The sequence below is a fragment of the Streptococcus mitis genome (assembly GCF_023109235.1).
GTDB classification, from domain to species: Bacteria; Bacillota; Bacilli; order Lactobacillales; family Streptococcaceae; genus Streptococcus; species Streptococcus mitis_DA.
The window spans coordinates 12,289-36,802 of sequence record NZ_JALDUC010000016.1; the positions used below are offsets into that span (position 1 = coordinate 12,289).

Sequence of the window (24,514 nt, forward strand, 5' to 3'; positions counted from 1 at the left end):
AAGTATATCTTTTTTAAAATCAGAAAGCAAGAAAAAATCAACTGAAAGTGTCTCAGCCGATTAGAAAGGATCGCTTTATACTAGAAAGCATCTTATTTTCTTCATTGAAAAAAGGCTTTCTTTCTGCTATAATCGTATAAAATACTTACTTTAGGAGTTCTTATGAAGGTTGTTAAATTTGGAGGTAGCTCTCTTGCCTCTGCTAGTCAATTAGAAAAAGTTTTAAACATCGTAAAAAGCGATTCAGAGCGTCGTTTTGTAGTCGTTTCTGCGCCTGGTAAACGCAATGCTGAAGATACTAAGGTTACGGATGCCTTGATTAAATACTACCGCGACTATGTTGCTGGTAACGATATTAGTAAGAGTCAAAACTGGATTATCGACCGCTATGCTGCTATGGTTAGTGAACTAGGTCTTAAACCAGCTGTGCTAGAAAAAATTTCTAAAAGCATTCGTGCCTTAGCTACTCTTCCTATCGAAGAAAACGAATTTCTCTACGACACTTTCCTAGCAGCTGGTGAAAATAACAATGCTAAATTGATTGCTGCCTACTTTAATCAAAACGGGATCGATGCACGCTATGTGCACCCTAGAGAAGCTGGTATTGTGGTCACAAGTGAACCTGGTCACGCTCGCATCATTCCATCAAGTTATGACAAGATTGAAGAATTGACAAATACAAATGAAGTTCTTGTCATTCCTGGTTTCTTTGGAGTTACCAAGGAAAATCAAATCTGTACCTTCTCACGTGGAGGATCAGACATTACAGGTTCTATCATTGCTGCCGGTGTTAAGGCAGACCTCTATGAAAACTTTACGGATGTTGATGGTATCTTTGCGGCTCACCCAGGAATCATTCACCAACCACACTCTATCCCAGAGTTGACCTACCGTGAAATGCGTGAGTTGGCCTATGCAGGCTTCTCAGTTCTTCATGACGAAGCACTTCTTCCTGCCTACCGTGGAAAAATCCCTCTCGTTATCAAGAATACCAACAACCCTGACCACCCAGGTACTCGTATCGTTCTAAAACATAGTAGTGATGAATTCCCAGTAGTAGGAATTGCTGGTGACTCTGGCTTTGTCAGCATCAACATGTCTAAATACCTCATGAACCGTGAGGTTGGTTTTGGACGCAAAGTTCTGCAGATCCTTGAAGACCTCAACATTGGTTGGGAACATATGCCAACAGGTATCGACGATCTTTCTATCATTCTCCGTTCTCGCGAACTAACTCCTATCAAGGAAGAAGAAATCCTTCGTCAGTTGGTGCAAAAGGCTGAAGTAGATCATGCAGAAATCGAACACGACCTTTCTATCATTATGATTGTTGGTGAAAAGATGAAGAGTCATATTGGAGTAACTGCCACTGCAACACGCGCTCTATCTGAAAATAAGATCAACATACAGATGATGTCTCAAGGTTCTAGTGAAGTATCTATCATGTTTGTTGTCCATAAGGACCAAGAGAAAGCAGCTATTAAAGCCCTCTACAATGCCTTTTTCGGTGAAAGTAAGGAAGACTAAGCATGGCTCAATCACTTAACAAAACAGTGCTCCTCAATACGACAGGCACCTCCTACCTCTCTATAGCTGGGAAAGTTGGGAAATTCCTTGTCGGAGATCAGGCTTTGGAATTTTACCCCGATGTCAATGTTGAACAATTTATCCAGATTCCTTGGAGCCATATCAACCAAATTGGGGCAAATGTCACTGGGCGAAAAATCAGTCGCCACTTCGAAGTCTTTACAGACAGAGGAAAATTCCTCTTTTCTTCAAAAGACTCAGGTGCCATCCTCAAAATTGCTCGTGAAAAACTGGGCAATGACAAGGTCGTGAAACTTCCGACTCTACTCCAGACCATTGGTCAAAAATTTAAAAATCTATTTGCAAAAAAGTAGAAACTTTAGTATAATCATAGCAACGGATAAGTAGGTTATCTTCTTCTTTCAGAAAGTCTGCGGGTGCTGCGAGCAGATAGGAGGGATAGGTGAAATTCTACCGTTAGTAACAATTACATACACAATCAAGTGCACTCCTGTGAAGTTGGATGGAACCGTGGCCCTGCCACTCCAACGCTTTGTCAGGTGTGCTTTTTTCATAAAGGAGTTCTTATGTTAGATATCAAACGTATTCGTACAGACTTTGATGCTGTCGCAGAAAAATTGGCTACACGTGGTGTAGATGCTGCTATCTTAAACGAGATGAAAGAAATCGATGCTAAACGTCGTGACATTTTGGTCAAGGTTGAAACTCTCAAAGCAGAACGAAACACAGTTTCTGCTGAGATTGCCCAAGCTAAGCGTAACAAAGAAAATGCAGATGACAGGATTGCTGCTATGCAAACTCTATCTGCTGAAGTCAAAGCTTTGGACGCTGAATTGGCAAACATCGATGCTAAATTGACAGAATTTACCACGACTCTTCCAAATATTCCAGCTGATAGCGTTCCTGTTGGGGTTGACGAAGATGACAATGTGGAAGTTCGCCGTTGGGGCACTCCACGCGAGTTCGATTTCGAGCCAAAAGCTCACTGGGATCTTGGTGAAGATCTTGGTATCCTTGACTGGGAACGCGGTGGTAAGGTAACAGGCGCTCGTTTCCTCTTCTATAAAGGTCTCGGTGCTCGTTTGGAACGTGCTATCTACAACTTTATGTTGGATGAACATGGAAAAGAAGGCTATACAGAAGTCATCACACCTTACATGGTTAACCACGATTCTATGTTTGGTACTGGTCAATATCCAAAATTCAAGGAAGACACTTTTGAACTCAGCGACAGCAATTATGTCCTTATTCCTACAGCTGAGGTTCCTCTAACAAACTACTACCGTGATGAAATCCTGGACGGTAAAGACCTGCCAATCTACTTCACTGCTATGAGTCCTTCATTCCGTTCTGAGGCTGGTTCAGCTGGTCGTGATACTCGTGGCTTGATTCGTTTGCACCAATTCCATAAGGTTGAAATGGTTAAATTTGCCAAACCAGAAGAATCTTACGAAGAATTGGAAAAAATGACAGCCAACGCTGAAAACATTCTTCAAAAACTTAACCTTCCATACCGTGTCGTTGCGCTCTCTACTGGAGATATGGGCTTCTCAGCTGCCAAGACTTACGACTTGGAAGTTTGGATTCCAGCGCAAAATACCTACCGTGAAATCTCAAGTTGTTCAAACACAGAAGATTTCCAAGCCCGTCGTGCCCAAATCCGTTACCGTGATGAAGCAGACGGCAAGGTGAAACTCCTCCATACCTTGAACGGTTCTGGACTTGCAGTTGGACGTACAGTGGCTGCTATTCTTGAAAACTACCAAAATGAAGATGGTTCTGTGACCATCCCAGAAGCACTTCGTCCATACATGGGTGGAGCTGAAGTTATCAAACCATAAAAAATAAGGTTTAGCTATTTCTAGCTAGACCTTTTTTCGTAACCAATTCAGATAAGCGCCTAACACAAAGACTAAAATAATTAAGCAAATAGCGGTTTCAGCCAGTACTAAATAATCCAAAAATGGAAGTTTCAAGATTCCCTGAGCCATCTTGAGCGAGGTAGCTGTGATAATGGTCGGGAAGGTGAGGGCTGAGAAGGCTGGTTGAAAGCCTTGTTTTAAAATATTGGGCAGGCGAGTCAAAACAAAGAAAAAGAAAGTTTGAGAAGCCAAAATCATGGCAATCAAGAGCCAAGTCGGTAGGCTGGCTCCTCCAACTCGAACTAGGGAAGCCAAAAGTAGAGAGAAGGGAGCACAATAGATTCCTTCTTGGCCAAGCAAGGCTAGTTGGAGTGGATGTTTCTTTAAATCGCTATAAATAAGTGGATAGAGATAGAAGGTCAAGAGAAATCCAAAAATCAAGGTCACATAGGCAATTTCGATGATACCTACGAGAGGATAGGTCAAGGCTGCCACTGCTATCCCCACATAAAGCACCGTCCAGCTGGGAGTAGAGTTTACTCTCTTACATGGATAGGCAAATTTAATTGTAAAAATAACAATCAAGGCCCAATCCAAGAGAAAAGAAAACCACCAGAGTCCTTGCGCTACTATTGGCAAATGAGGGAAAATGCGAAAGACATAAGTCGATAAAATCATCCCAGCCATGGGAAAGGTCCCCATTCCTGACAAAAGAGGAGGCTTAGTCAATTCTTGCTTGGTTTCCTTCCAACTAAACAAATGCAAAATCAGAAAGTAAATCCACAAAATCAAACCTGTCAGACTAAGCAGATGGGACAGAATCGGTAACGTATCTAACATAAGATTTCCAGCTCCTGCCAAACCTAGCAAACAACCAGAAAATACCAAGGGGAGTTTTTTCATCTTAACCTCCAATAATCATGTCAGCTTCAGTATAGCATAAAAGTGCTTAAATGAGGGGATAAAAAAACGAAGTCCGATTATTTCAGACTTCATTTTACTCAGATATGAATTAAGCATAAGGTTGCAATTCTGGATTAATTGGGGTATTAGCTAGGTTGTTGGCATAGTTACAAAGGCTTGCTAGGCTGACACCAAGAACCACATCCAAGGCATTTTGTTGGGTGTAGCCAGCTTCTAAAAATTCAGATAAGGCTTCATCTCCTACACGACCCTTGGTATTGATAACCGCCAAGGTAAACTTAGCTAGGGTGTCCAATTTAGGATCTGTTTCAATTGGAGTACGATTGCGGAGGGCTTGCAAAAGGTCATCATTCATCTGGATTTGTTTGATTGAAAAGGCTGTGTGACCTGCGACGCAGAAGGCACAACCATTGGTTACGGCTGCTGTGATTTGCACCACTTCACGCTCAACGGGTGTCAAGCTGTTGCGACGGTTGATAGCTCCGACAGTACGGTAAGCCTCTAAAGCAGTCGGTGCATTAGCCAAGAGACCAATTAGGTTAGGAATATAGCCATTGTTATCTTTTTCTACTGTTTCAAGAACTTCTTTCACTTCTGCTGGTGCTGATTCGACTGTATGGATTGTAAATGTTGTCATCATAAAACCTCTTTTCATTTTGTTGAAATCTAGTCTATCACAGATTCTATACCGTGTATAATATATATTTTAAATTGCACTGATAGAAATTTTTTATGAAAGCAAAAAATCACACGAGATGTGTGATTCCATTATTTATTAAAATACTTTTTAGTTTCAGCAATAACAACTGGAGATAAAACTAAGAGGGCAATCAAGTTTGGTAGAGCCATCAAAGCATTGACAATATCTGCGATAATCCAAACCATATCCAACTCGATGAATCCTCCCAGCAAGACCATGAGTACAAAAACCACACGGTAGAGCCAGATAAAACGAACCCCAAAGAGAAACTCGAAACAGCGTTCTCCATAATAGTTCCAACCTAGAATCGTTGTAAAGGCAAAAAGCACAAGGAAGATGGTCAAGAGGGCAGGTCCAAAGTGTGAAAAGACTGTTGAGAAGGCTGACTGAGTCAAGGCAACCCCATTTAAATCACCACTCCAAACCCCAGTTACCAAGATGGTCAAACCAGTCAGAGTACAGATAATGAGGGTGTCAATAAAGGTTCCTGTCATGGAAATCAATCCTTGCTCTACCGGTTCATTTGTCTTAGCTGCAGCCGCAGCAATAGGAGCAGAACCCAGACCAGATTCGTTTGAGAAGACACCACGCGCCACACCATTTTGGATAGCCATCCGAATGCTAGCACCGGCAAATCCACCTACCGCAGCAACCGGACTAAAAGCTGATGTCAAAATTAGAGCGATTGTAGAAGGAATTTTCCCAATATTAAAGAAAATAACTGTAAGAGTTCCCAAAATATAAATAATAGCCATAAAAGGAACAACAGCTGTCGAAACCTTTGAAATAGACTTGAGTCCGCCAAAGACTGCAATTGCTACAAATACAGACAACACAAGAGCTGTGATGGCTGGCGAAATAGCGGTTGTATTTTGGATAGATTCTGTAATCGAGTTGACTTGGGTAAAGGTCCCGATTCCCAACAAAGCTACTAGCACACCTGCCAGGGCAAAGAAGATGGCAAGGGGACGCCACTTTTCTCCCATCCCTAGAAGGATATAGTGCATGGGACCTCCCGATACTGCACCATGGTCGTCCTTAGTGCGGTATTTAATGGCTAATAATCCTTCCGCATACTTAGTAGCCATCCCAAAGAAAGCAGCCATCCACATCCAAAAGAGGGCTCCTGGGCCACCGACCTTGATAGCCGTCGCCACCCCGATAATATTTCCCGTACCAACTGTAGCTGCGAGGGCTGTACACAAGGCCGCAAAACTGGATACATCGCCATGCCCCTTGTCCTTAGTAAAAATAAGCTGAAAGGCCTTAGGCAAACGCAAAACCTGCAAGAGGCCTAGACGAGCAGTTAGGTAAATCCCTGTCCCGACCAATAGAATCAAGAGGGGTGGACCCCAAGCAAAAGCATCAATTGATTTAAGCAATTCTAACATTTCCTTCTCCTATCTTTTCAACCCCAAAAGAAAGAGCACATGCAAGATACATGTACTCTGGAATGCTTAGATAAATGCTAAAAAGCGGTCTATCCTAGCTCTGTCCTTTTACCTGAGAGTTTGAGCAGTTGCCTGCCTTGCCCCTTCGGTGCCTTTACGGTCTCTCCAGAGTTCCGTCCATTTACAGTCATGGAAAATCAAACGATTCCCCACTTCTATTAAACTTCATTCGGTGTTGGTATTTAATTGATTCTTATTTTACAAAAAATGTTGGCTTTTGTCAATGTGTTTTGGGAAATTCTTATTTGACTCTGTAGAAGAAAGATTGAGCATTTCCATGTGCGTGGGGTGCTATTAGTTATTTAATCAATCTGTTTCACTCTTATTCTACACGATATAAGAATTGTTCTGGATCCCCATGTAACGGAAATGCAGCATGGAAGATGATTCTATCTTTACTAATATCCGAAGCATCCGTAACTACCTTACCCATAGATGTCCCATCCGGTATTCTAACACCTGCTGGTACAAACTTAATAAAGACTCCAAAATCTTTGGCCGAATAGCGAGCTATCAACAAACCATTTACCAATTCTGATTCTGTAAGGTCAACTTTAAATCCCTCTGGTTCTATCAACCCATCTTTACTAAAGACTAAGTCTTCTCCTCCGTGACCATTACTCCATTTTCCTTCAATGCTAGAAAAATCTCCATTTTTTATAGCATTAATATCCATTTTTCCATAAGCAGTTTTGCTAGTTGAAGATGAAGTTCCAGCAAATTTTTCTGTTACAGATTTCCAAGTAAGATTAGATAGATTCATTCGAGTACCAGGACTAACTTCATCCTCTGTCTTGGCTTCTTTAACCTTCTCTAGTTTGTCTCCATTACTACTCAATTTCCAAATGGTATGAATGGTTTGTGGATCTCCTGCGAATGGATTCCACTGGGTATAAAGCTTCCCATCTTCTAGGAGATAAGCCTTAAAGCGAGTTCCAAGCATCTGCATTTTATTTTCAGCATTGGTGAGGCGAATGACTTTCTGATCCTTGAGTGTGAAAATATCTAGAATCTCACTACCATTTTTCGAAGATACAATCATTTCATCAATGCCATTTTTATCCATATCAACCATTGCATAGGTAAAGGCTTGACTTCGTTCTGCCATCCCTGCATAGATATTAGCAGTAAGATTGATGTTCTCCTTAACCTCTGATTTATGATCTAGAAGAAATTCATAATCCTTCAAAATACTGTTATATGGACTGTAATCTACGGTTGATTTAGTTTCCTCTGTACCCTTGTCTGCACTGCTTCCTCCAGGAAGTTTATCAGAAACTGACTTCCAACTTAGAGTTTCTAGAGAAATGGGAGAACCAACCCCAAGATCTGCTAATTCTTGAGCCTCCTTAGCCTTTACCAAGGACTGTCCGTCCTCACTAAATTGGTAATGAGCATAAATGTGACTCGTTGCTGTACCAGCTCCACGATAGAGCAGAGAATTGTCTGGCAGGATACCGACTGTCATTCTCTCACCAATCTGATCTAAACGATTTTCTTGATTGGTCAGACGGATCACCTTTCCATCTTTCAAAGTACGAATATCAAGTAAACTCTTTTCGCCACTCTTCATTTCAAGAGCAAGCAAGAGTTCATCCACTCCGTCGTTATTCAAATCTGTCTTGTGGTAAACCACATCTGTGTAAAAACCTTGAGAAGACTTTACTTGACTAGCCAGAGGATTGACCTCCATACCGGTCGGCAAGGCACCTTTAGTTACTTTTTCATAGTCATCGAGAACCTTGTTATATTGGCTGTAATCTATCTCTGGACTCGATGCAGATGTATCTGATGTTGAGTCAGATGGTGTTTCTGCGCTTTTGTTCCAAGGTAAATACTGACATCCTCCTAGAACTAGTGTCAGTAAAAGCATTGTTGCTAATAAAAACTTTTTCATATTACTCCCTTATCTAAGAGAAAGGAACCAGCCTGTGCTAATTCCTTTCGCTATTTTTATTTTATCAAAATATTGCCTATAAACAAATTATTTCCCGTTTCAATTTATTATAGGCAACTCTAACAAGCTATCGTTCTATTTCACCCACTTACCTGAGCCATCTACTTGGTAGCCATCTGGGGTACTTTCGTTGACTGCCATCTTACCATCTGATTTGAGATAATAGTCACCTACCCATTTATTACGAGCATAGCTTCCTTCTGATGTTAGGTAATAGTAAGAGCTAAAGCTGCTATCATAGACCCATTCGCTCTTAGCCATTTTACCATTTGATTTGAGGTAATAGCTACCTACCCAAGTATTACGGGCATAACTTCCTTCTGATGTTAGGTAGTAATATGAACCATAGTTTTTATCATAAATCCACTCGCTCTTAGCCATGTAGCCACCTGATTTAAGATAGTAGTTACCTGACCAAGCATTTTGAACAAAGTTACCTGAAGCATTTAGGTAGAAATATGAATTGTACTGAACATCAAAAATCCATTGATTAACTACTTTAACACCAGATTTATAGTAAGAAGAACCTGACCAACCAGTCTGAGCTGAGTTAGAGTTAGTGGTTTGTTTTGGAGTTTCAGTAGCTGTTGGTTTTTCCGTTTCTTTAGGAGTTGAAGAGTCTAGAGGATTGACATATTTTCCATCTTTAACGGTAAATATTACTGATTTACCACTAAACTTATGCAAGGTATCTCCTTCTTTACTTTCTCCATGAAATTGTAAGTAATATTCACCATCTGGAACATTTGCAAAATTAGTCCAATCTTGCTTTGTAATCGGAACAGATGATTTATCAAATCCTTGATTGAAAGTATCTTTTCTAGGGATTTGCCCTGTCTTTGCATTTACAATATCTGCATATATATATACAGAATATTTTACAGGTACATTTTCAACAGTCATATCCACATAGATACTTTTATTTTCTGAACCTGGTGTAATTTTATAGTCCACCTTATGATTTTCAATTTTGGTAATTTCCGCATGCACTGTCTGCGCTGAAAAAGGTAGAACTCCTGCTGTGTCTACAAGAGTGACCAGACCAAATGTTGCAGCCGCTAGGCTGGTTACTAAAACTGTTTTTGACTTCATTATCAAAAACCTCCTTTAAATTTTTATTATTTACACTTACAGTAAGGGATGGACTCTGCTATATTTATGAAAAGAGTATCTATGTTTACCTTTACTTGATTTTTAAACTAACTTTTTATGAAAGGGAACTATACTTACCACTAAAAATTATTCTTTTAATTTTCATTGTAGCCAAAATCACGAGTCCTTAAAATTTCTTTCCACCAGTTTTCCCTCTCTATTACTTCAGCTTTAAGAGTTTTATTAGAAAAAATTTCTAAAATTGTATATATAAAATTCTTTTCAAAATATTCCCCACCTTTTTCTTCATACAAAGCTCTCAAACCTTTATTACCACCGTGATAGCTATCAACATAATTTGCCCAACGCCCCCATAACTTTTGCTCTCCATACGCAGCCCCAACATATTTTTTACCTGTTTCCTTATCAACTTGTAAATAAACTGCATTTAGATTTCCCAAAGCCGTTCTCCAAGATGGATTTCCGTTAGAAATAATCCCTTTTAATTCTGGATAAGTCAAACATACATTTTCATATCCATTAAAGTTTTTAGTATCAATTTTTCTTTCTAATATTGAGTTTAGAGTAAACCATTCTAATGAATCTTCTAATCTAAATCTAAAATGTTGTGATTTGGTAGGTCTTACCATTTTCATAATTAAACGCCCATTCAATCCTACTTCATCAAATTCAGAGACAGGAATTAAATTATAAAAGGTAGTCGTAACGCCATCTTTTTCAACTTCATACGTACTCGGTTGTGTAAAAACTCCCACAAACAACCATAATTTATTTTTTAAATCATAAGGAATAAAATGAATAGTATACTGCCTATCCATAACATAATTGAAACCTGGTGTTTTTCTTTTTCTGTTGCTGTCATGAAGAAAACCAATCTCTTGTAATAAACGATCATGATTTAAAGCAAATAATGTATTCGTATCAATTCCAAACTGGTCTATATTATCCAATTTAATATTAAATTCAGTTAAATCATCAATTCCTAATAATGTTTTTAAATTAAGCATATTTTATTTCCTTTCACTATATTCTCAACTTAAAGAGCCTCCTAAGATTTTCTTCAAAAATAGTTTTAGATTTATATTATTTAACCTTTAGGTTACCTCAAAAATTCCCCCACAATATTCACACGTTTTAAAAGTTCCTATTATACCTTCTGTTGGTGTGTGACATGTTGGACAGTAGAATCGTTTTGCAGTTAGACGATAATCTGTTTCTTTTCGCATTTCATTTCCTTGATCTACAAGAACATCTTCGTTTCGATTTTCATACTCTAAAACTGTTTTTAAACTTGTTTTGTATTTTTTCATGGTTGGTGGTTTTAGCAATAGAATGAATGAAATTACTAAAAAGATTAAAAATAACCCAAATAAAAACTGAATGAACAAATTGAACGTGGAATAGTAAAAATTCAAAAATTGATCCTCACCTTTCCGTTCCAATAAGGAAGTACTTTCTTGCAGTAAAATTTGGCATAATTTAAGACCATTTACAAAGCATATTATGAAGATAGGAGGATAAATAAATTTTGTTATAACTAAACGATAGCGTTTCATCTATTTCTCTCCTTTCTAGAAAGCCAACAACCACAATAATCGCAACTTTCACCTTGACCCAATTCCAATAAATTTCCTCCACCACAAGATGGGCAAATTACAGGATATGTAGTTTCTGTAATTTCGTGTTTATCAAATATTTTAAATAGGGCTTCAATTTGTTTTTTAGTTTTAAATTCCTCTTCTTGCTTAGATTTACGATAAGAGTGAATAATTATCATTACCAAGGAAATAATATACCAAGGCCCCAGAAGATAAATTAACTTAATTGCCCACTCTCTTATATAATTACCGTCAAGAGTCAAACTAAAACACAAAATAACAAGAATTTGTGATAAATTGTGAGCAAGTAGATAATCCAACTTCAAGAATTTTTTAACATTTTCTCGAAAAATCCATATAAGAATTAGAGATAGAATTGAAAAAGGAACATTGGGAAAAGAATAAAACAACATTGCTATTGGAATAGGAATTCCGATGGTATATCCTAAAAATATTGAAGCTAATATTTTTAGGATATATAAGTTTTGCGAATCATAAATAGCCGCTACTATAATAGTACAAAAAATTGTACCAATGTTTACAATAATCCAATGTTTAATATTTACCCAACTTATATGCAACATATCCGAAACTAAAAGTAATTTTCTTTTAGTTTTATCATCTTCCTTTACCTTATTTTGAAGAAAGATTTTTCCTAAATAGTAGAGAAAATAAATGAGATAGAGTGGCAATATCCTGTAGATAACTTTTAAAAATAATACTTTTTCACTTGAAAAATCACTAACAAACACAATTACTATACTTACTAAACTCACTACACATATTAAAAGTGCATATTGAATATATTTTAGATTCTTTAAGGCAAAACAATCTAAAATATTTGTTTTAATTTTTACTTCTAATGGTTTGAAAAACAGATATAGTAGAGAAAAAATAACATAAGTAATCTCCGGAGCACCTAATATCAATACTAAAACAGATAGAATAGGTGTATAGGATAAAACCCTTTCCGATTTCACTCGAAAAATTATGAATAAAATTTTTAACGTCAATAAAAATATAAATGGAACGATACTCATTCTTAGAATACTTGGTTCTTCTATATGTCGTACAAAATCATATAATGACAGAAAAGAAGAAAGTAGAATTAAAATCCATTTATATAAGCACCGCCAATTTATATTCAATAAATCAGACACTTACTTTTCTCCTTTCTTTTGATTAATAAGGTACTCTTTATACTGTGCTTTACCATTATATATATTATCTAGTGCTTTTACTTTTATTTTAATTTTTTCTAATATTCCGAAACTATAAAAAATAAACATAGATAAAGCAAAACCAGTTAAAGAAAATAGAACAGGACTAGAAATAAAAAATTTCATATATAAAGGCTCCACATCGGTAGTAAGCGTCATTACTAATATTTCAAGTACAACCGCCATAACAAATATTGCACTCGTCAAGCCCATAAATAGCAAACTTAATGATCGAAATACTTGATACATTAATAATCTCCCGTTTTAGGTTTAAAAACATTCTCTGCATTTTCTGAGAAAGCTTCTGCTCGTCCTTTACGATAGTGACTATCTGCTGCTGTTAAAGAACCTATAATAGCCACCAAACCGATTGCTAACACTTCAATAATCCAAAATAGAAAACTGGGTAAAATCTGTACTAGAGGCATCATGAAAACTTGCCCAAGTACCCAAATTGCAGTAACTACATTGATAGGTAGCCAATCTGTAAACTGACGCTTGATAACCATTTGTAAGAAAAAAACAAACTCTGCTATGACTAAAAATCCCAAAGCAACATAGTATAAAGAAATAGATAGATGAGGAATTAATAATCCTAAAATAATTGTAGTAATAATTGTCACAATTCCTGCTACATAAATCCAAATATTTTTACTCATATTCTTCTCCTATCTTGCTTGACCACAATTGGAACAGAATTTAGCTCCGTCTGAAAATGCAGTCCCACATTGACTACAAAACTTAGCTAAACCGATTTCTTCATTTGAAGCTGACTGATTCTGATTTGGCTGTTTATCTGATGATAGCGCATTTCCCAGAGTTCCCATCAAATTACCAAATTGGGCTCCCAATCCAAGTCCCATCGATATCCCCATTCCAGCTCCCATTAGATTCCCAGCAGATCCTTCATTTTGTGCTGCTTCTTCTAAAACATCAAATTTACGCTCTTCTTGGTAAGTGTAACCTTCAATGTCACGACCTGCACGTTTACCTTTGGAAGTTAAAACTCTTTGATGATATTCAAAGATGTCCTTATAACCTTGACTATCTTGATTCACCTTCAAGGCTTCAATGTTAAATTCTTCAACACTAATCCCATATTTAGAAAAATGATTGGATAAAATTTTTGATAATTCAAGAGCTATATCATAGGTGTGCTTTTCAATATCAATAACTGCAATCTTATTGTTATAAACCACCTGAGAAACAGCTGAATTGATAATTCCTATAGCAGCTTGTCTAAAGCGTTTTTGAAAGACGTCAGCTGTAATCATATCTGGATGGCTTGGCATAAACTCTAAGATAAAAGCTTCCAAATCTACAATTCTTGGAATAAAGTTTCCATACGATTTTAGCTCAACAGGAATTTGACTTTCTGGATCTCTAACCAATATCGGTGACGGAGTTCCCCATCCAATTGGTTGTAAATCGTACATATTAACAAACCAAAGGAAGGAAGAATCTGGTGATACACCCCCACTAACAAAGGATTTCAGCCCAGTCAGAAACTGAGTATTGTTCCCATCAATCTTATGTTTACCTTCCTCATAACTTTCAACAGCTCGACCATTCGAAAAGAAAACAGCTCGTTGACCAGGATTAACAATCAAAGTTGTTCCTGGTTTCATATTTTTATTAGGATGTCGCCAAGCTAGTACATTCCTAGTATCTTCTCCTTCATACCGAACAACTTCAAATATATTTAATGCCATATTTATCTCCTTTTCATAACAACTTGTTTAGTAACGCTCTATTATTTCGTAGAGGCATTTAACAAATTATAATTATAAGTAATCTCCTTTTAAATCTTATTGTTTACGGTTACAGTATAGCATGCGATTTACCTTATTTACGAAAAGCGTATTTATATTTACCTTTATTGAACAATTACCCCCCCCCCCGAAAAAGCGTAACTATAATTACTTTTTTCTTAAAATTAACTTAAAAACTGGTAGAATTATGATAGAATTGAAAAAAGGACTTGAGGAGATTTAGGATGCAAGATGAAAGTGTGTATGGATTAGTCTATAAGGCTATTCGTGAGGAGAGAGGATTTACACAAAAGGAAGCTGCTGGGACTACAGTGACTCCACATTTTTTACGTCAATTTGAGCAAGGGAAATCTCGAATAACCATTCAAAAATTTGAAGAGATTCTTTCTAATATTGGAATTGATAAAGAGACCTTTGATAGTCTCAAAACGCAGATGTTTCCAACGGAATTTCATAAATTACAGGCTCAAGTTGCTGATTTGGCCTATAAGCGTGAATTTAAAAAAATCATTAGTTTGATTAATCAACCTATGGAAAATCCTGGGATTGCTGAACACTATGTGATTGCCAACCGTGTAGTCAATAAATTTGCTATCGCAAACATCATCGGCGATTCTTTTCTGACTCCAAAAGATTATCAAGAACTAGAATATATCAAGAACTATCTGAGTGAATTGGACGACTGGAACAAAATTGAGGTCAATATCTTTTCATCTATCCTGCCTCACTTTTCAATCGAATTTTTAGATTACAGACTCTACCACTTATTAGATACTCTAAAAAAACAGACTGAATACCATTCAATCCGTACTGCTGACTACTATATTGCTTGCTTAAGAACTGCTATCAAGCATTACTCTGTTAATGGTTACTATGATAAGGCTGAGAATTTAGCAGTGAAGACTCTGGAAGTGATTAATACTTTCCCTCTACTGAGTACCAAGATGACAGAGATGATTAGCATTTCCATGGAACGTGCTAATAATTTTCTCAGACAAGACGATGTCAGAGGTCTAGAGCTTGCTAAGCATATCTTTGCCAGTCTTGATAACTTTGAAAAGGTCTATCCAAATCAACTTCTGACTCGAATGAGAGAGGACTTCTTTGTTACTGTCACACAGCTCAATCACACTGGACAGCCTTTAGATATATAGTCTAGAAATCAAAAAAAGCTTGAGGAATCATGTATTTCCTCAGGCTTTTTCTTATCCTTTAAAGGTCACAATAGTCGCACCACTGCCTCCAGCATTTTGCGGGGCATAGCCGAAACTCTTGACATGTTTGTTTCTTTGTAGGTATTTGGTGACTCCTTCACGGATGACACCTGTTCCAATACCATGGATGATGTCGACTTGGGCCATATTGTTAAGCAGGGCTTGGTCGATAAAGGCATCTAGCTCATTCATGGCCTCTTCATAACGTTTGCCTCGAAGATCCAGTCTTGCTTGTGGACCTCGGCCAGAAGTCCGTTTCACAACATTGACCTGTTTCTTCTTGACTTGCTTTTCTTGCTGGGCTTGAACAAGGTCAAATTCTTTCTCTTCCAAGGTCATCTTAATCAAGCCAACTTGGGCTTCCCAGCGGCCGTCCTTGAGTTGACTGGTCAAGGTACCACGCTGTCCATAACTGAGCACCACAATATCATCTCCCACCTTTGGAGCTCGTTTTTTCTTGGCCTTTTGAAGGACCTTGTTTTTAGATAGGTCTACTTTTTCAGGAGACAATTTTTTCAGCTTGGCCTTGGCTTCAATGATTTCGTGGGGCTTGAGTTGAGATTTACTATGGAGATTTTTGAGAATCTGATCACTCTCACTGAGGGCCATGTCCACAATCTCAGAAGCCTGTTCACGCGCCTTGTTGAGCTCGGTTTCCTTTTCACGATTGAGCTCGTTGTAGAGTTTTTTGAGAGCACGGTTCATCTTGAGATTTTCTTGCTCCACCTCACGGATATTATCCAAACGTTTGCGACTCTCTAGCGTCTGCTCTTCCAGTTGCTCAATAATCCGATTGACATCATTGTCCTGATCGACCTGCTGACTAGCATCCCCTACGATAACTTCAGATAGGCCTAGACGTTTGGCAATTTCAAAGGCATTGCTTCGGCCAGGCACGCCCTGCATAAAGCGATAGGTCGGGCGAAGAGTCGCAGTATCAAACTCCATGCTGGCATTTTGCACAAAGGCTGTCTCAATACCATAGGCCTTGAGCTCTGGATAGTGGGTAGTCGCCATGGTCTTGACTTGACGCAGGCGAAGGTCCTCCAAAATAGCCATGGCAAGGGCAGCTCCCTCTTGAGGGTCTGTACCAGCCCCCAACTCATCCAAGAGTAAGAGGGAATGTTGGTTGACCTTGCCAAGAATATCCACGATGTTGGTCATGTGGCTAGAGAAGGTAGACAAGCTCTGCTCAATAGACTGCTCATCGCCAATATCAGCAAAGATTTCTTCAAAAACACCCACACGGCTTCCCTTGTCTGCTAAAATCGGCAATCCTGACTGAGCCATAACCTGTGTCAAGCCCAGGGTTTTAAGCATGATGGTCTTACCACCTGTGTTGGGACCTGTGATGACAATGGCTGTTAAATCTTGTCCAAAATGAACATCATTTGCGACTGCATTTTTGACCAAAGGATGGCAGACATGGAGCAGTTGGATCTCCTGATTTTCTGATAACTTAGGAACGACCGCTTGCCTTTCTTGGATAAAACGAACCTTGGCACGAATCAAGTCCAGATGGCCGATAATCCAAGCATCATTAGCAATTTCAGCTGCATGAGGGCGGACACGTTCAGAGATTTCTTGGAGAATGCGAAGCATTTCATAGCGCTCATCTGCTCGCAAACTGGCAATTTCTTCGCTCAGTTTGACCACCTCACGGGGTTCGATATAGACGGTGTTTCCACTAGCAGAAATATCATGAACAACACCTGCAATCTTATTGCGGTAGGTGTTTTTGACTGGTAAAACCTGACGACCATTTCGGCTGGCAACGATTCCTTCCGTCAACATCTGCCCTTTTTGCTTAAGCATGTCCTGCAAGACATCGCGTACCTGACTCTCGCTATCATGGATTTTTCGACGGATGCGCGCCAATTCTTCACTAGCGAAATTTTCAATAAAACCTGCATCATTAAAAGCTTGGAGATTTCCTTGTAATTGCGGAAAATCATGTAATTTCTCAAACCAAAGAGCTAACTCTTCCAAGCTGACATTTTCCAGATTGGCATAAAAACTTTGCAGTTCTCGGCTAGAAAGAAGCACGCGCTTCAAGAGTAGGAACTCCTCGATATTGAGGTCTGCCCCCATCTCCAACCGCTTGCAGACTCCTGCGATTTCCTTGGTTGAGAGAATGGTAAAATGAGGTTGCTCGACAAAGAGAGCCTGCATTTCCTTCATCTCAGCAAAAGACTGTTTGATTTTATCTGCTTTGGCAGTCGGAGCTAGCTGTCTCAATTGCTCCAAGCCCTGCTCGGTCAACAAATGGGGTTCAAACAAGGCCTTGACCTTATTGAACTCTAATGTTTCTAATATTTTCTTATTCATCTTTATTTCCTTGTCTTTGAATGTCTAGGTGTGGTAGCTTTTTACATTCTGATAGATTCGAGTCAATCTGTAAACAAAGGGCTAGGAAAATTCCTGCCCTTTTTATCCGATTAAATTTGTCACCCAGATTTGTTTGAGCCAACTGGTTGTTACTGGTATGCTCTGGATGATGTGTTTTGCGACGATACTCTTTTCAAGAGGATTTTGTATAGCTGCCATGGGAATGGTCGCCAAGATGGTCAAGACCATTTGCAAAACAAATAAGGTCACCAACATGGACAAGATACCTGCTGAAACTTGGAACAACTTACCACCAAGCTTTTTACTAGGAATCAAGTGTAAGAGGAGACCAAGCAAACGACCGATGCTATAGACAATCCCAAATACCAACAAGTAGCCGATACCTGCGTAAAAGACCTTATCCAACTGAAAGAGTTGATCTGATGGGAAAAAGAAAGTCCCCTGACCTTCCTGCGGATTTGCATAAGGGAGTAATAAATGGAATTGTTCTCCAAGCCCCTTGTAAAACTGGCCAGCCACAAAAGCCGATGCCAGGGCTGAAATCAGGTAATAAACCTGTAAGAGCAGGCCTCTCCGATAGCCGATATAAAATCCCCAAGCCAAGACCAATAGAAGAAGGAGTGAAATCATAAGGAATCCTCAATCTTACTCTGTTCTTGCTTGCAAGTCACAAGCTTGTGACGGAGTTCTTTTAATTCTTGCTCCTTATCGTCAAATTCAATCTCACGACTGAGTTGAGTTGACAAACAGTTAACTGCCAACAAAAGAGCGATTGTTTCATCGTCTGCACTAGGCATTTGTTCTTTAATTGCTTGGTATTTTTCTGTCGCAACCTTGGCGATTTCCTCCATAAAGAGATTATCATGTTCGCTTGTCAAGGTTAATGATTTTTTCCCGAATGTAAATTTGAATCGATTTAGATTTGCCATAAAATTCACCTCACGATATTATACCAAAATTCGCTAACTTTGTCAGTTTTTACAAATTTGCCTGCTTTTATGGTACAATAGAAACTATGGCAAGTATAACACTCACACCAAGTGAAAAGGAGATTCAGGCTTTTCTTGAACACTATCAAACCAGTCTGGCTCCCAGCAAGAATCCCTATATCCGCTACTTTTTGAGACTACCTCAAGCAACGGTTTCTATCTATACTTCTGGAAAGGTCTTGCTTCAGGGGGAAGGAGCCGAGAAATATGCTAGTTTCTTTGGCTATCAAGTTGTAGAGGAAACTAGCGGTCAAAATCTTCCTTTGATTGGGACGGATGAGGTTGGAAATGGTTCCTACTTTGGTGGGCTTGCAGTCGTGGCTTCCTTTGTCACACCTGACCAGCATGATTTCTTACGAAAACTTGGTGTGGGGGATTCCAAGACTCTGACCGACCAAAAGATTCGTCAGATTGCTCCTATCCTCAAGGAAAAAATCCAGCACCAGGCACTGCTTCTCTCACCAAGCAAGTACAACGAGGTCATCGGAGACCGCTACAATGCTGTTTCAGTTAAGGTTGCCCTCCATAATCAGGCTATCTATCTCCTCCTTCAAAAAGGTGTTCAACCTGAGAAAATTGTGATTGATGCCTTTACCAGTGCTAAAAATTATGACAAGTACTTGGCACAAGAGGCCAATCGTTTCAGCAATCCTATCAGCTTAGAAGAAAAGGCTGAGGGCAAATACTTGGCTGTAGCAGTTTCTTCTATCATTGCGCGTGATCTCTTTCTGGAAAATCTTGAAAATCTGGGACGAGAACTAGGCTATCAACTTCCAAGTGGAGCTGGAACGGCTTCTGATAAGGTGGCTAGCCAGATTTTGCAAGCCTATGGTATGCAGGGACTCAACTTCTGCGCCAAACTGCACTTTAAAAATACTGAAAAAGCGAAAAAACGCTTAGAAAGGTAAGTTATGAATTCATTTAAAAATTTCCTAAAAGAGTGGGGATTATTCCTCCTGATTCTGTCATTACTAGCTTTAAGTCGTATCTTTTTTTGGAGTAACGTCCGCGTAGAAGGACATTCCATGGATCCTACTCTAGCGGATGGCGAAATTCTCTTTGTCGTTAAGCACCTCCCTATTGACCGTTTTGATATCGTGGTGGCCCATGAGGAAGATGCCAATAAGGACATTGTCAAACGTGTTATCGGAATACCTGGCGATACCATCCGTTACGAAAACGATAAACTTTACATCAATGATAAAGAGACGGACGAACCTTACCTAGCTGACTACATCAAACGTTTCAAGGACGACAAACTCCAAAGCACTTACTCAGGCAAGGGCTTTGAAGGAAATAAAGGAACCTTCTTTAGAAGTATTGCGGAAAAGGCTCAAGCCTTCACAGTTGATGTCAACTACAACACCAACTTTAGCTTTACTGTCCCAGAAGGAGAATACCTTCTCCTCGGAGACGACCGCTTGGTTTCGAGCGACAGTCGTCACGTAGGTACTTTTAAAGCAAAAGATATCACAGGGGAAGCTAAATTCCGCTTCTGGCCAATCACCCGTATCGGAACATTTTAAGAGACCTAAGAGGCCGAGAATCACCAATCTCAGCCTCTTCTTCTATCGTAAGAAGATGATTATTCTCTACCCAGTCTAACTAGGATAGAAACAAAGTTATACTCAATGAAAATCAAAGAGCAAACTAGGAAGCTAGCCGCAGGCTGTACTTGAGTACGGCAAGGCGAAACTGACGTGGTTTGAAGAGATTTTCGAAGAGTATTAACTCTCACCTATTTATGCAAAGGAATCTTATGGAAGTTTATTTTTCAGGAACCATTGAACGGATTATTTTTGAAAATCCCAGCAATTTTTATCGCATCCTTCTCCTAGAAATCGACGATACAGACGCAGAGGATTTTGATGATTTTGAAATCATTGTCACGGGCACCATGGCTGACGTGATTGAGGGAGAAGACTATACTTTTTGGGGACAAATTGTCCAGCACTCCAAGTACGGGGAGCAGCTGCAAATCAGCCGTTATGAACGCGCAAAACCAACTAGCAAAGGGCTTGTCAAATACTTTTCAAGTAGCCATTTCAAGGGAATTGGTCTCAAGACAGCTCAGAAAATCGTGGATACCTATGGCGATAATACCATTGACGAAATTCTGCAACACCCAGAAAAGCTAGAAGGCATTGCAGGACTATCTGCAAAAAATCGCGAGGCTTTCGTCTCCACCCTCCGTCTCAACTACGGAACGGAGATGGTTTTAGCCAAACTGGCCAACTACGGCATTCCCAATAAACTAGCCTTCCAGATTCAAGATTTTTACAAGGATGAAACCCTTGATGTGGTTGAAAATTATCCCTACCAGCTGGTTGAGGATATCAAGGGTTTGGGCTTTACCATTGCTGACCAACTAGCTGAGGAACTAGGCATCGAAAGTCAGGCTCCTGAACGCTTCCGTGCGGGACTAGTTCATAGTCTTTTTCAGGCCTGTATAGAAACAGGGGACACCTATGTTGAAGCACGGGATTTGCTGGAACAAACCCTTACTCTCCTTGAGTCTTCCCGCCCCGTGGAACTGGATCCCAGCCAAGTGGCCCAAGAACTCTCCTACCTGATTGAAGAAGACAAGGTCCAGCAGATTGATACCAAAATCTTTTATAATAGTCTCTTTTTCGCGGAGGAAGGAATCCGCAGTCACTTGGTTCGTATCCTTGAAAAAGGAAAACAGAAGAGCCAGGATTTAGAAACCATTCAAAAACATATCACTACTGTCGAAGCAGAGCTGGGAATTGAGTATGATAGTATTCAAAAACATGCTATCTGTGATGCTATCCAGAACAAGATCTTTATTCTGACAGGTGGGCCTGGTACTGGTAAGACAACTGTTATCAATGGGATCATCGCTGTTTACGCCCTTTTAGAAGGACTTGACCTCAAGAAAAAAAGCAATCTGCCGATTCTTCTTGCTGCTCCAACTGGACGAGCAGCTCGCCGCATGAATGAATTGACAGGTTTGCCAAGTGCGACCATACACCGTCATTTAGGAATGACAGGCGACGATGATACCAGTCATCTGGAAGATTATCTAGATGCTGACTTTATTATCGTGGATGAATTCTCCATGGTGGACACTTGGCTGGCCAACCAACTCTTCTCCAACATCTCTTCTAACAGTAAAATCCTCATCGTGGGGGATAGCGATCAGCTACCGTCTGTCAGTCCTGGACAGGTTCTAGCGGATCTGCTTCATATTCCCTTGATTCCTCAGACTCGCTTGGAAAAAATTTACAGGCAAAGCGAAGAATCAACCATCGTCACCCTAGCTAGTCAAATTCGACAGGGCATCTTGCCAGCTGATTTCACCCAGAAAAAAGCAGACCGTTCCTACTTTGAAATTGCTAGTGGCCATATTCCTGCTACTATTGAAAAAATCTTAGGTGCTGCCCTCAGAAGTGGTATTCCTGCCCGTGATATCCAAGTTCTGGCTCCCATGTACAGAGGGACGACAGGGATTGATGCCATCAACCAGCTCATGCAAGACCTCCTGAACCCACCACAAAAAGACCAACTCAGTTTTGAAGCTCCCCAGTGCCATTATCGTAAGGGCGACAAGGTCATTCACCTGGTCAATGATGCTGAAATTAATGTCTTTAATGGAGATTTAGGAGCCATCACAGACCTGATTCCTGGTAAATACACCGAGTCGAAACAAGACGAGATTGTCATTGATTTTGACGGCAACGAAGTCTCTTACCCACGTAACGAATGGTACAAGATTCGCTTGGCATATGCCATGAGTATCCATAAATCGCAGGGAAGTGAGTTCCCTGTTGTTATCCTACCTATCACCAGTGCTAGCAGGCGTATGCTGGAGCGCAATCTCATCTACACAGCCATTACACGCGCCAAAAGCAAGCTTATCTTACTAGGCGAATTACAGGCCTTCGACTATGCTACCCAACATATCGGAACTGCCCGAAAAACCTATCTGATTGAACGTTTCAGTGATTTATTGGAGAATGTTGAAGAAAAGCAACAATCTATCTCTGAAACTGCCACATCAAGTGACTCTGAACAATCCTACATCCTGACAGAAGAAAACTGGGACAGCATCCCAGCCATGATTGGGATTACAGAGGCAGACCTCAAAGAGATTTTTGGAAAATAGTGCATAAGAAAACCCACCAATTCAGGTGGGATTTTTGTTTATTAATACTCAATGAAAATCAAAGAGCAAACTAGGAAGCTAGCCACAAGCTGTACTTGAGTACGGTAAGGCGACGCTGACGTGGTTTGAAGAGATTTTCGAAGAGTATAAGATTATTTAACTGTTGCTGTGCTTGTAATCAATTCAACAGCTTTTTTAATTGTGATGTCGTGTTTCAACATATCAGCTGAAAGCAAGCTTTGTACTTGAGCAACTTCCATGTTGTAGTCTGCTGCCAATTGCTCAACTTCTTTTTGGATTTCTTCTTCTGAAGCATCAAATCCTTCAGCTTTGGCAACTGCTTCGATAACAAGGTTAGTCTTAGTACGTGACTCAGCTTCTCCCTCGTATTGTTTGTGAAGATCTTCTTGAGTAGTTCCAGTGATTTGGAAGTACATGTCAGGGTTGATACCTTGACGTTGCAAGTTTCCAAGGAATTCATTAACTGAACGGTGAACTTCTTCGTGGATCATTTCTTCTGGAAGTTCTACGATTTCAGCGTTTTCTACAGCTTTATCGATTGCTGCTCCTTCAACTGCATCTTTGTATGCTTCTTCTTTAGCAGCAGCCAATTCTTTGCGGTATTTTTCTTTCAATTCAGCAAGTGTTTCAACTTCTTCATCGATGTCTTTTGCAAGCTCATCGTCAAGAGCTGGAACTTCTTTAGCTTTTACTTCGTGGATAGTTGTCACGAATTTAGCTTCTTTACCTGCAAGATCTTCTGCTTGGTAGTCTTCTGGGAATGTTACGATAACATCAACAGTTTCGCCAGCTGAGTGACCTACCAATTGGTCTTCGAAACCAGGGATGAATTGACCTGAACCAAGTCCAAGTGAGAAGTTTTCACCTTTTCCGCCGTCAAATTCAACACCATCGATAGAACCAACAAAGTCGATGACAACAGTGTCGCCGTTTTCAGCAGCAGCTTCCTTGATAACCAATTCAGCCAAGTTGTTGCGTTCGCGTTCGATACGTTCTTCAACGTCAGCATCAGTTACTTCTTTTTCTACATCAACTGATACTTCAAGGTTTTTGTAGTCACCCAATTTTACTTCAGGTTTTGTAACAACTTCAGCAGTGATAACCCAGTCTTGACCTTTTTCCATTGAAGTTACGTCAATTTTTGGTTGAGCAACGACTTCAAGACCAGCTTCTTTTACAGCTGCTTCATAAGCATTTGGCAAAAGAGCGTTCATAACGTCTTGGTAAAGTGACTCTTCACCAAATTTTTTGTCGAAGATAGGGCGTGGAAGGTGACCTTTACGGAAACCTGGAACATTAAGAGATTTCTTCACTGAGTTGAAGACACGGTCCAATTCTGGTTTGATTTGGTCTTGAGAGATAGTGAAAGTCAAGACACCACGGTTTGTTTCTTTGTTTTCAAATGATACAGACATTCTGTCATTTCTCCTTAAAATTTTTTAAATACAGTCTATTATAACATAAATGGGCGACTTTTTTCAAGTAACGAATGCTCTTTTCAATGATGGGAGAGGTACGGTTTCTTCTTAGTTTTCTTTAGGATTCGAATATAATCTTATAAAAGATGTTTAATAATGGCTGATTACAGTAAAAAGGCTCTATAATATTTGTAGTGGGTAAATCTCCTATAAATATTATGGAGCCTATTTTTGTGTAGAAAAAAAGTCCCA

Annotated in this window: 22 protein-coding genes and 1 riboswitch; of the genes, 7 read left to right on the forward strand and 15 right to left on the reverse strand. The window is 39.5% G+C overall.

Annotated features, from left to right (window positions below; translation table 11 throughout):
• The first annotated feature begins 162 nt into the window (after nt 1–162).
• The 3 genes from M1F55_RS08640 to serS all read left to right on the forward strand — a co-directional run bounded on the left by M1F55_RS08640 (nt 163) and on the right by serS (nt 3,389).
• Entirely contained in the window at nt 163–1,527 is a 1,365-nt protein-coding gene (locus M1F55_RS08640; RefSeq protein WP_000869665.1) for an aspartate kinase, read from the forward strand.
• Nucleotides 1,528–1,529: 2 nt separating this feature from the next.
• Nucleotides 1,530–1,901 carry a DUF956 family protein gene (locus M1F55_RS08645; protein ID WP_078237889.1) on the forward strand — a complete coding sequence of 124 codons (372 nt, stop codon included), beginning with the start codon at nt 1,530–1,532 and terminating at the stop codon, nt 1,899–1,901.
• 213 nt (nt 1,902–2,114) lie between these two features.
• Entirely contained in the window at nt 2,115–3,389 is a 1,275-nt protein-coding gene (serS, locus tag M1F55_RS08650; protein WP_247947682.1) for a serine--tRNA ligase, read from the forward strand.
• 24 nt (nt 3,390–3,413) lie between these two features.
• On the opposite strand, the gene M1F55_RS08655 is transcribed toward serS, so the two are convergent.
• The 11 genes from M1F55_RS08655 to M1F55_RS08705 form a co-directional block, all read right to left on the reverse strand.
• The gene (locus M1F55_RS08655) at nt 3,414–4,313 is read right to left on the reverse strand and encodes a TDT family transporter (RefSeq protein WP_247947683.1); all 900 of its coding nucleotides are present in this window, start codon (nt 4,311–4,313) and stop codon (nt 3,414–3,416) included.
• Between the two features lie 109 nt (nt 4,314–4,422).
• Nucleotides 4,423–4,971, reverse strand: coding sequence for a carboxymuconolactone decarboxylase family protein (locus M1F55_RS08660; RefSeq protein ID WP_004256949.1), 549 nt, complete (start codon nt 4,969–4,971; stop codon nt 4,423–4,425).
• Between the two features lie 131 nt (nt 4,972–5,102).
• Complete coding sequence (locus M1F55_RS08665; RefSeq protein ID WP_247947684.1) at nt 5,103–6,425, reverse strand: alanine/glycine:cation symporter family protein; 1,323 nt, start codon at nt 6,423–6,425, stop codon at nt 5,103–5,105.
• 90 nt (nt 6,426–6,515) lie between these two features.
• Nucleotides 6,516–6,604, reverse strand: a riboswitch (glycine riboswitch).
• A 203-nt stretch (nt 6,605–6,807) separates the two neighbouring features.
• Nucleotides 6,808–8,382 (reverse strand): DUF6287 domain-containing protein, encoded by a 1,575-nt coding sequence (locus M1F55_RS08670; RefSeq protein ID WP_247947685.1) that lies wholly within the window; start codon nt 8,380–8,382, stop codon nt 6,808–6,810.
• A gap of 135 nt (nt 8,383–8,517) precedes the next feature.
• Nucleotides 8,518–9,534, reverse strand: coding sequence for a PspC-like choline-binding domain-containing protein (locus M1F55_RS08675; protein ID WP_247947686.1), 1,017 nt, complete (start codon nt 9,532–9,534; stop codon nt 8,518–8,520).
• Nucleotides 9,535–9,689: 155 nt separating this feature from the next.
• Nucleotides 9,690–10,562 carry a GIY-YIG nuclease family protein gene (locus tag M1F55_RS08680; RefSeq protein WP_227326053.1) on the reverse strand — a complete coding sequence of 291 codons (873 nt, stop codon included), beginning with the start codon at nt 10,560–10,562 and terminating at the stop codon, nt 9,690–9,692.
• Nucleotides 10,563–10,649: 87 nt separating this feature from the next.
• A complete protein-coding gene (locus M1F55_RS08685; protein WP_247947687.1) occupies nt 10,650–11,111 on the reverse strand; it encodes a hypothetical protein in 462 nt (153 codons plus the stop codon).
• A complete protein-coding gene (locus tag M1F55_RS08690) occupies nt 11,108–12,313 on the reverse strand; it encodes a hypothetical protein (RefSeq protein ID WP_227326051.1) in 1,206 nt (401 codons plus the stop codon). Before M1F55_RS08690 ends, M1F55_RS08685 begins: the two co-directional genes overlap by 4 nt.
• Complete coding sequence (locus M1F55_RS08695; RefSeq protein WP_227326050.1) at nt 12,314–12,622, reverse strand: hypothetical protein; 309 nt, start codon at nt 12,620–12,622, stop codon at nt 12,314–12,316.
• Complete coding sequence (locus M1F55_RS08700; RefSeq protein ID WP_247947688.1) at nt 12,622–13,032, reverse strand: hypothetical protein; 411 nt, start codon at nt 13,030–13,032, stop codon at nt 12,622–12,624. The genes M1F55_RS08695 and M1F55_RS08700 overlap by 1 nt, the downstream gene beginning before the upstream one ends.
• A gap of 9 nt (nt 13,033–13,041) precedes the next feature.
• Nucleotides 13,042–14,085 (reverse strand): SPFH domain-containing protein, encoded by a 1,044-nt coding sequence (locus tag M1F55_RS08705; RefSeq protein ID WP_227326048.1) that lies wholly within the window; start codon nt 14,083–14,085, stop codon nt 13,042–13,044.
• 284 nt (nt 14,086–14,369) lie between these two features.
• Here M1F55_RS08705 and M1F55_RS08710 point away from each other — a divergent pair, with 284 nt between their 5' ends.
• Nucleotides 14,370–15,299, forward strand: a complete 930-nt coding sequence (locus M1F55_RS08710) for a helix-turn-helix domain-containing protein (RefSeq protein WP_247947689.1) — start codon at nt 14,370–14,372, stop codon at nt 15,297–15,299.
• 51 nt (nt 15,300–15,350) lie between these two features.
• Here the strand turns inward: M1F55_RS08710 and M1F55_RS08715 are convergent, their stop codons facing one another.
• The 3 genes from M1F55_RS08715 to zapA all read right to left on the reverse strand — a co-directional run bounded on the left by M1F55_RS08715 (nt 15,351) and on the right by zapA (nt 18,637).
• Nucleotides 15,351–17,687 carry an endonuclease MutS2 gene (locus M1F55_RS08715; RefSeq protein WP_247947690.1) on the reverse strand — a complete coding sequence of 779 codons (2,337 nt, stop codon included), beginning with the start codon at nt 17,685–17,687 and terminating at the stop codon, nt 15,351–15,353.
• Between the two features lie 102 nt (nt 17,688–17,789).
• Nucleotides 17,790–18,338, reverse strand: a complete 549-nt coding sequence (locus M1F55_RS08720; protein WP_050390437.1) for a CvpA family protein — start codon at nt 18,336–18,338, stop codon at nt 17,790–17,792.
• Entirely contained in the window at nt 18,335–18,637 is a 303-nt protein-coding gene (gene zapA / locus M1F55_RS08725) for a cell division protein ZapA (RefSeq protein WP_020901580.1), read from the reverse strand. The genes M1F55_RS08720 and zapA overlap by 4 nt, the downstream gene beginning before the upstream one ends.
• 86 nt (nt 18,638–18,723) lie before the next feature.
• On the opposite strand from zapA, the gene rnhC reads away from it, so the two are divergent.
• From rnhC to recD2, 3 genes are all read left to right on the forward strand, one after another.
• Nucleotides 18,724–19,605 (forward strand): ribonuclease HIII, encoded by an 882-nt coding sequence (gene rnhC, locus M1F55_RS08730; protein WP_247947691.1) that lies wholly within the window; start codon nt 18,724–18,726, stop codon nt 19,603–19,605.
• A gap of 3 nt (nt 19,606–19,608) precedes the next feature.
• A complete protein-coding gene (gene lepB, locus M1F55_RS08735) occupies nt 19,609–20,223 on the forward strand; it encodes a signal peptidase I (protein ID WP_247947692.1) in 615 nt (204 codons plus the stop codon).
• A 233-nt stretch (nt 20,224–20,456) separates the two neighbouring features.
• Complete coding sequence (recD2, locus tag M1F55_RS08740) at nt 20,457–22,823, forward strand: SF1B family DNA helicase RecD2 (RefSeq protein ID WP_247947693.1); 2,367 nt, start codon at nt 20,457–20,459, stop codon at nt 22,821–22,823.
• A 152-nt stretch (nt 22,824–22,975) separates the two neighbouring features.
• Here the strand turns inward: recD2 and tig are convergent, their stop codons facing one another.
• Nucleotides 22,976–24,259, reverse strand: a complete 1,284-nt coding sequence (tig, locus tag M1F55_RS08745) for a trigger factor (protein WP_000116485.1) — start codon at nt 24,257–24,259, stop codon at nt 22,976–22,978.
• Between the last annotated feature and the right edge of the window lie 255 nt (nt 24,260–24,514).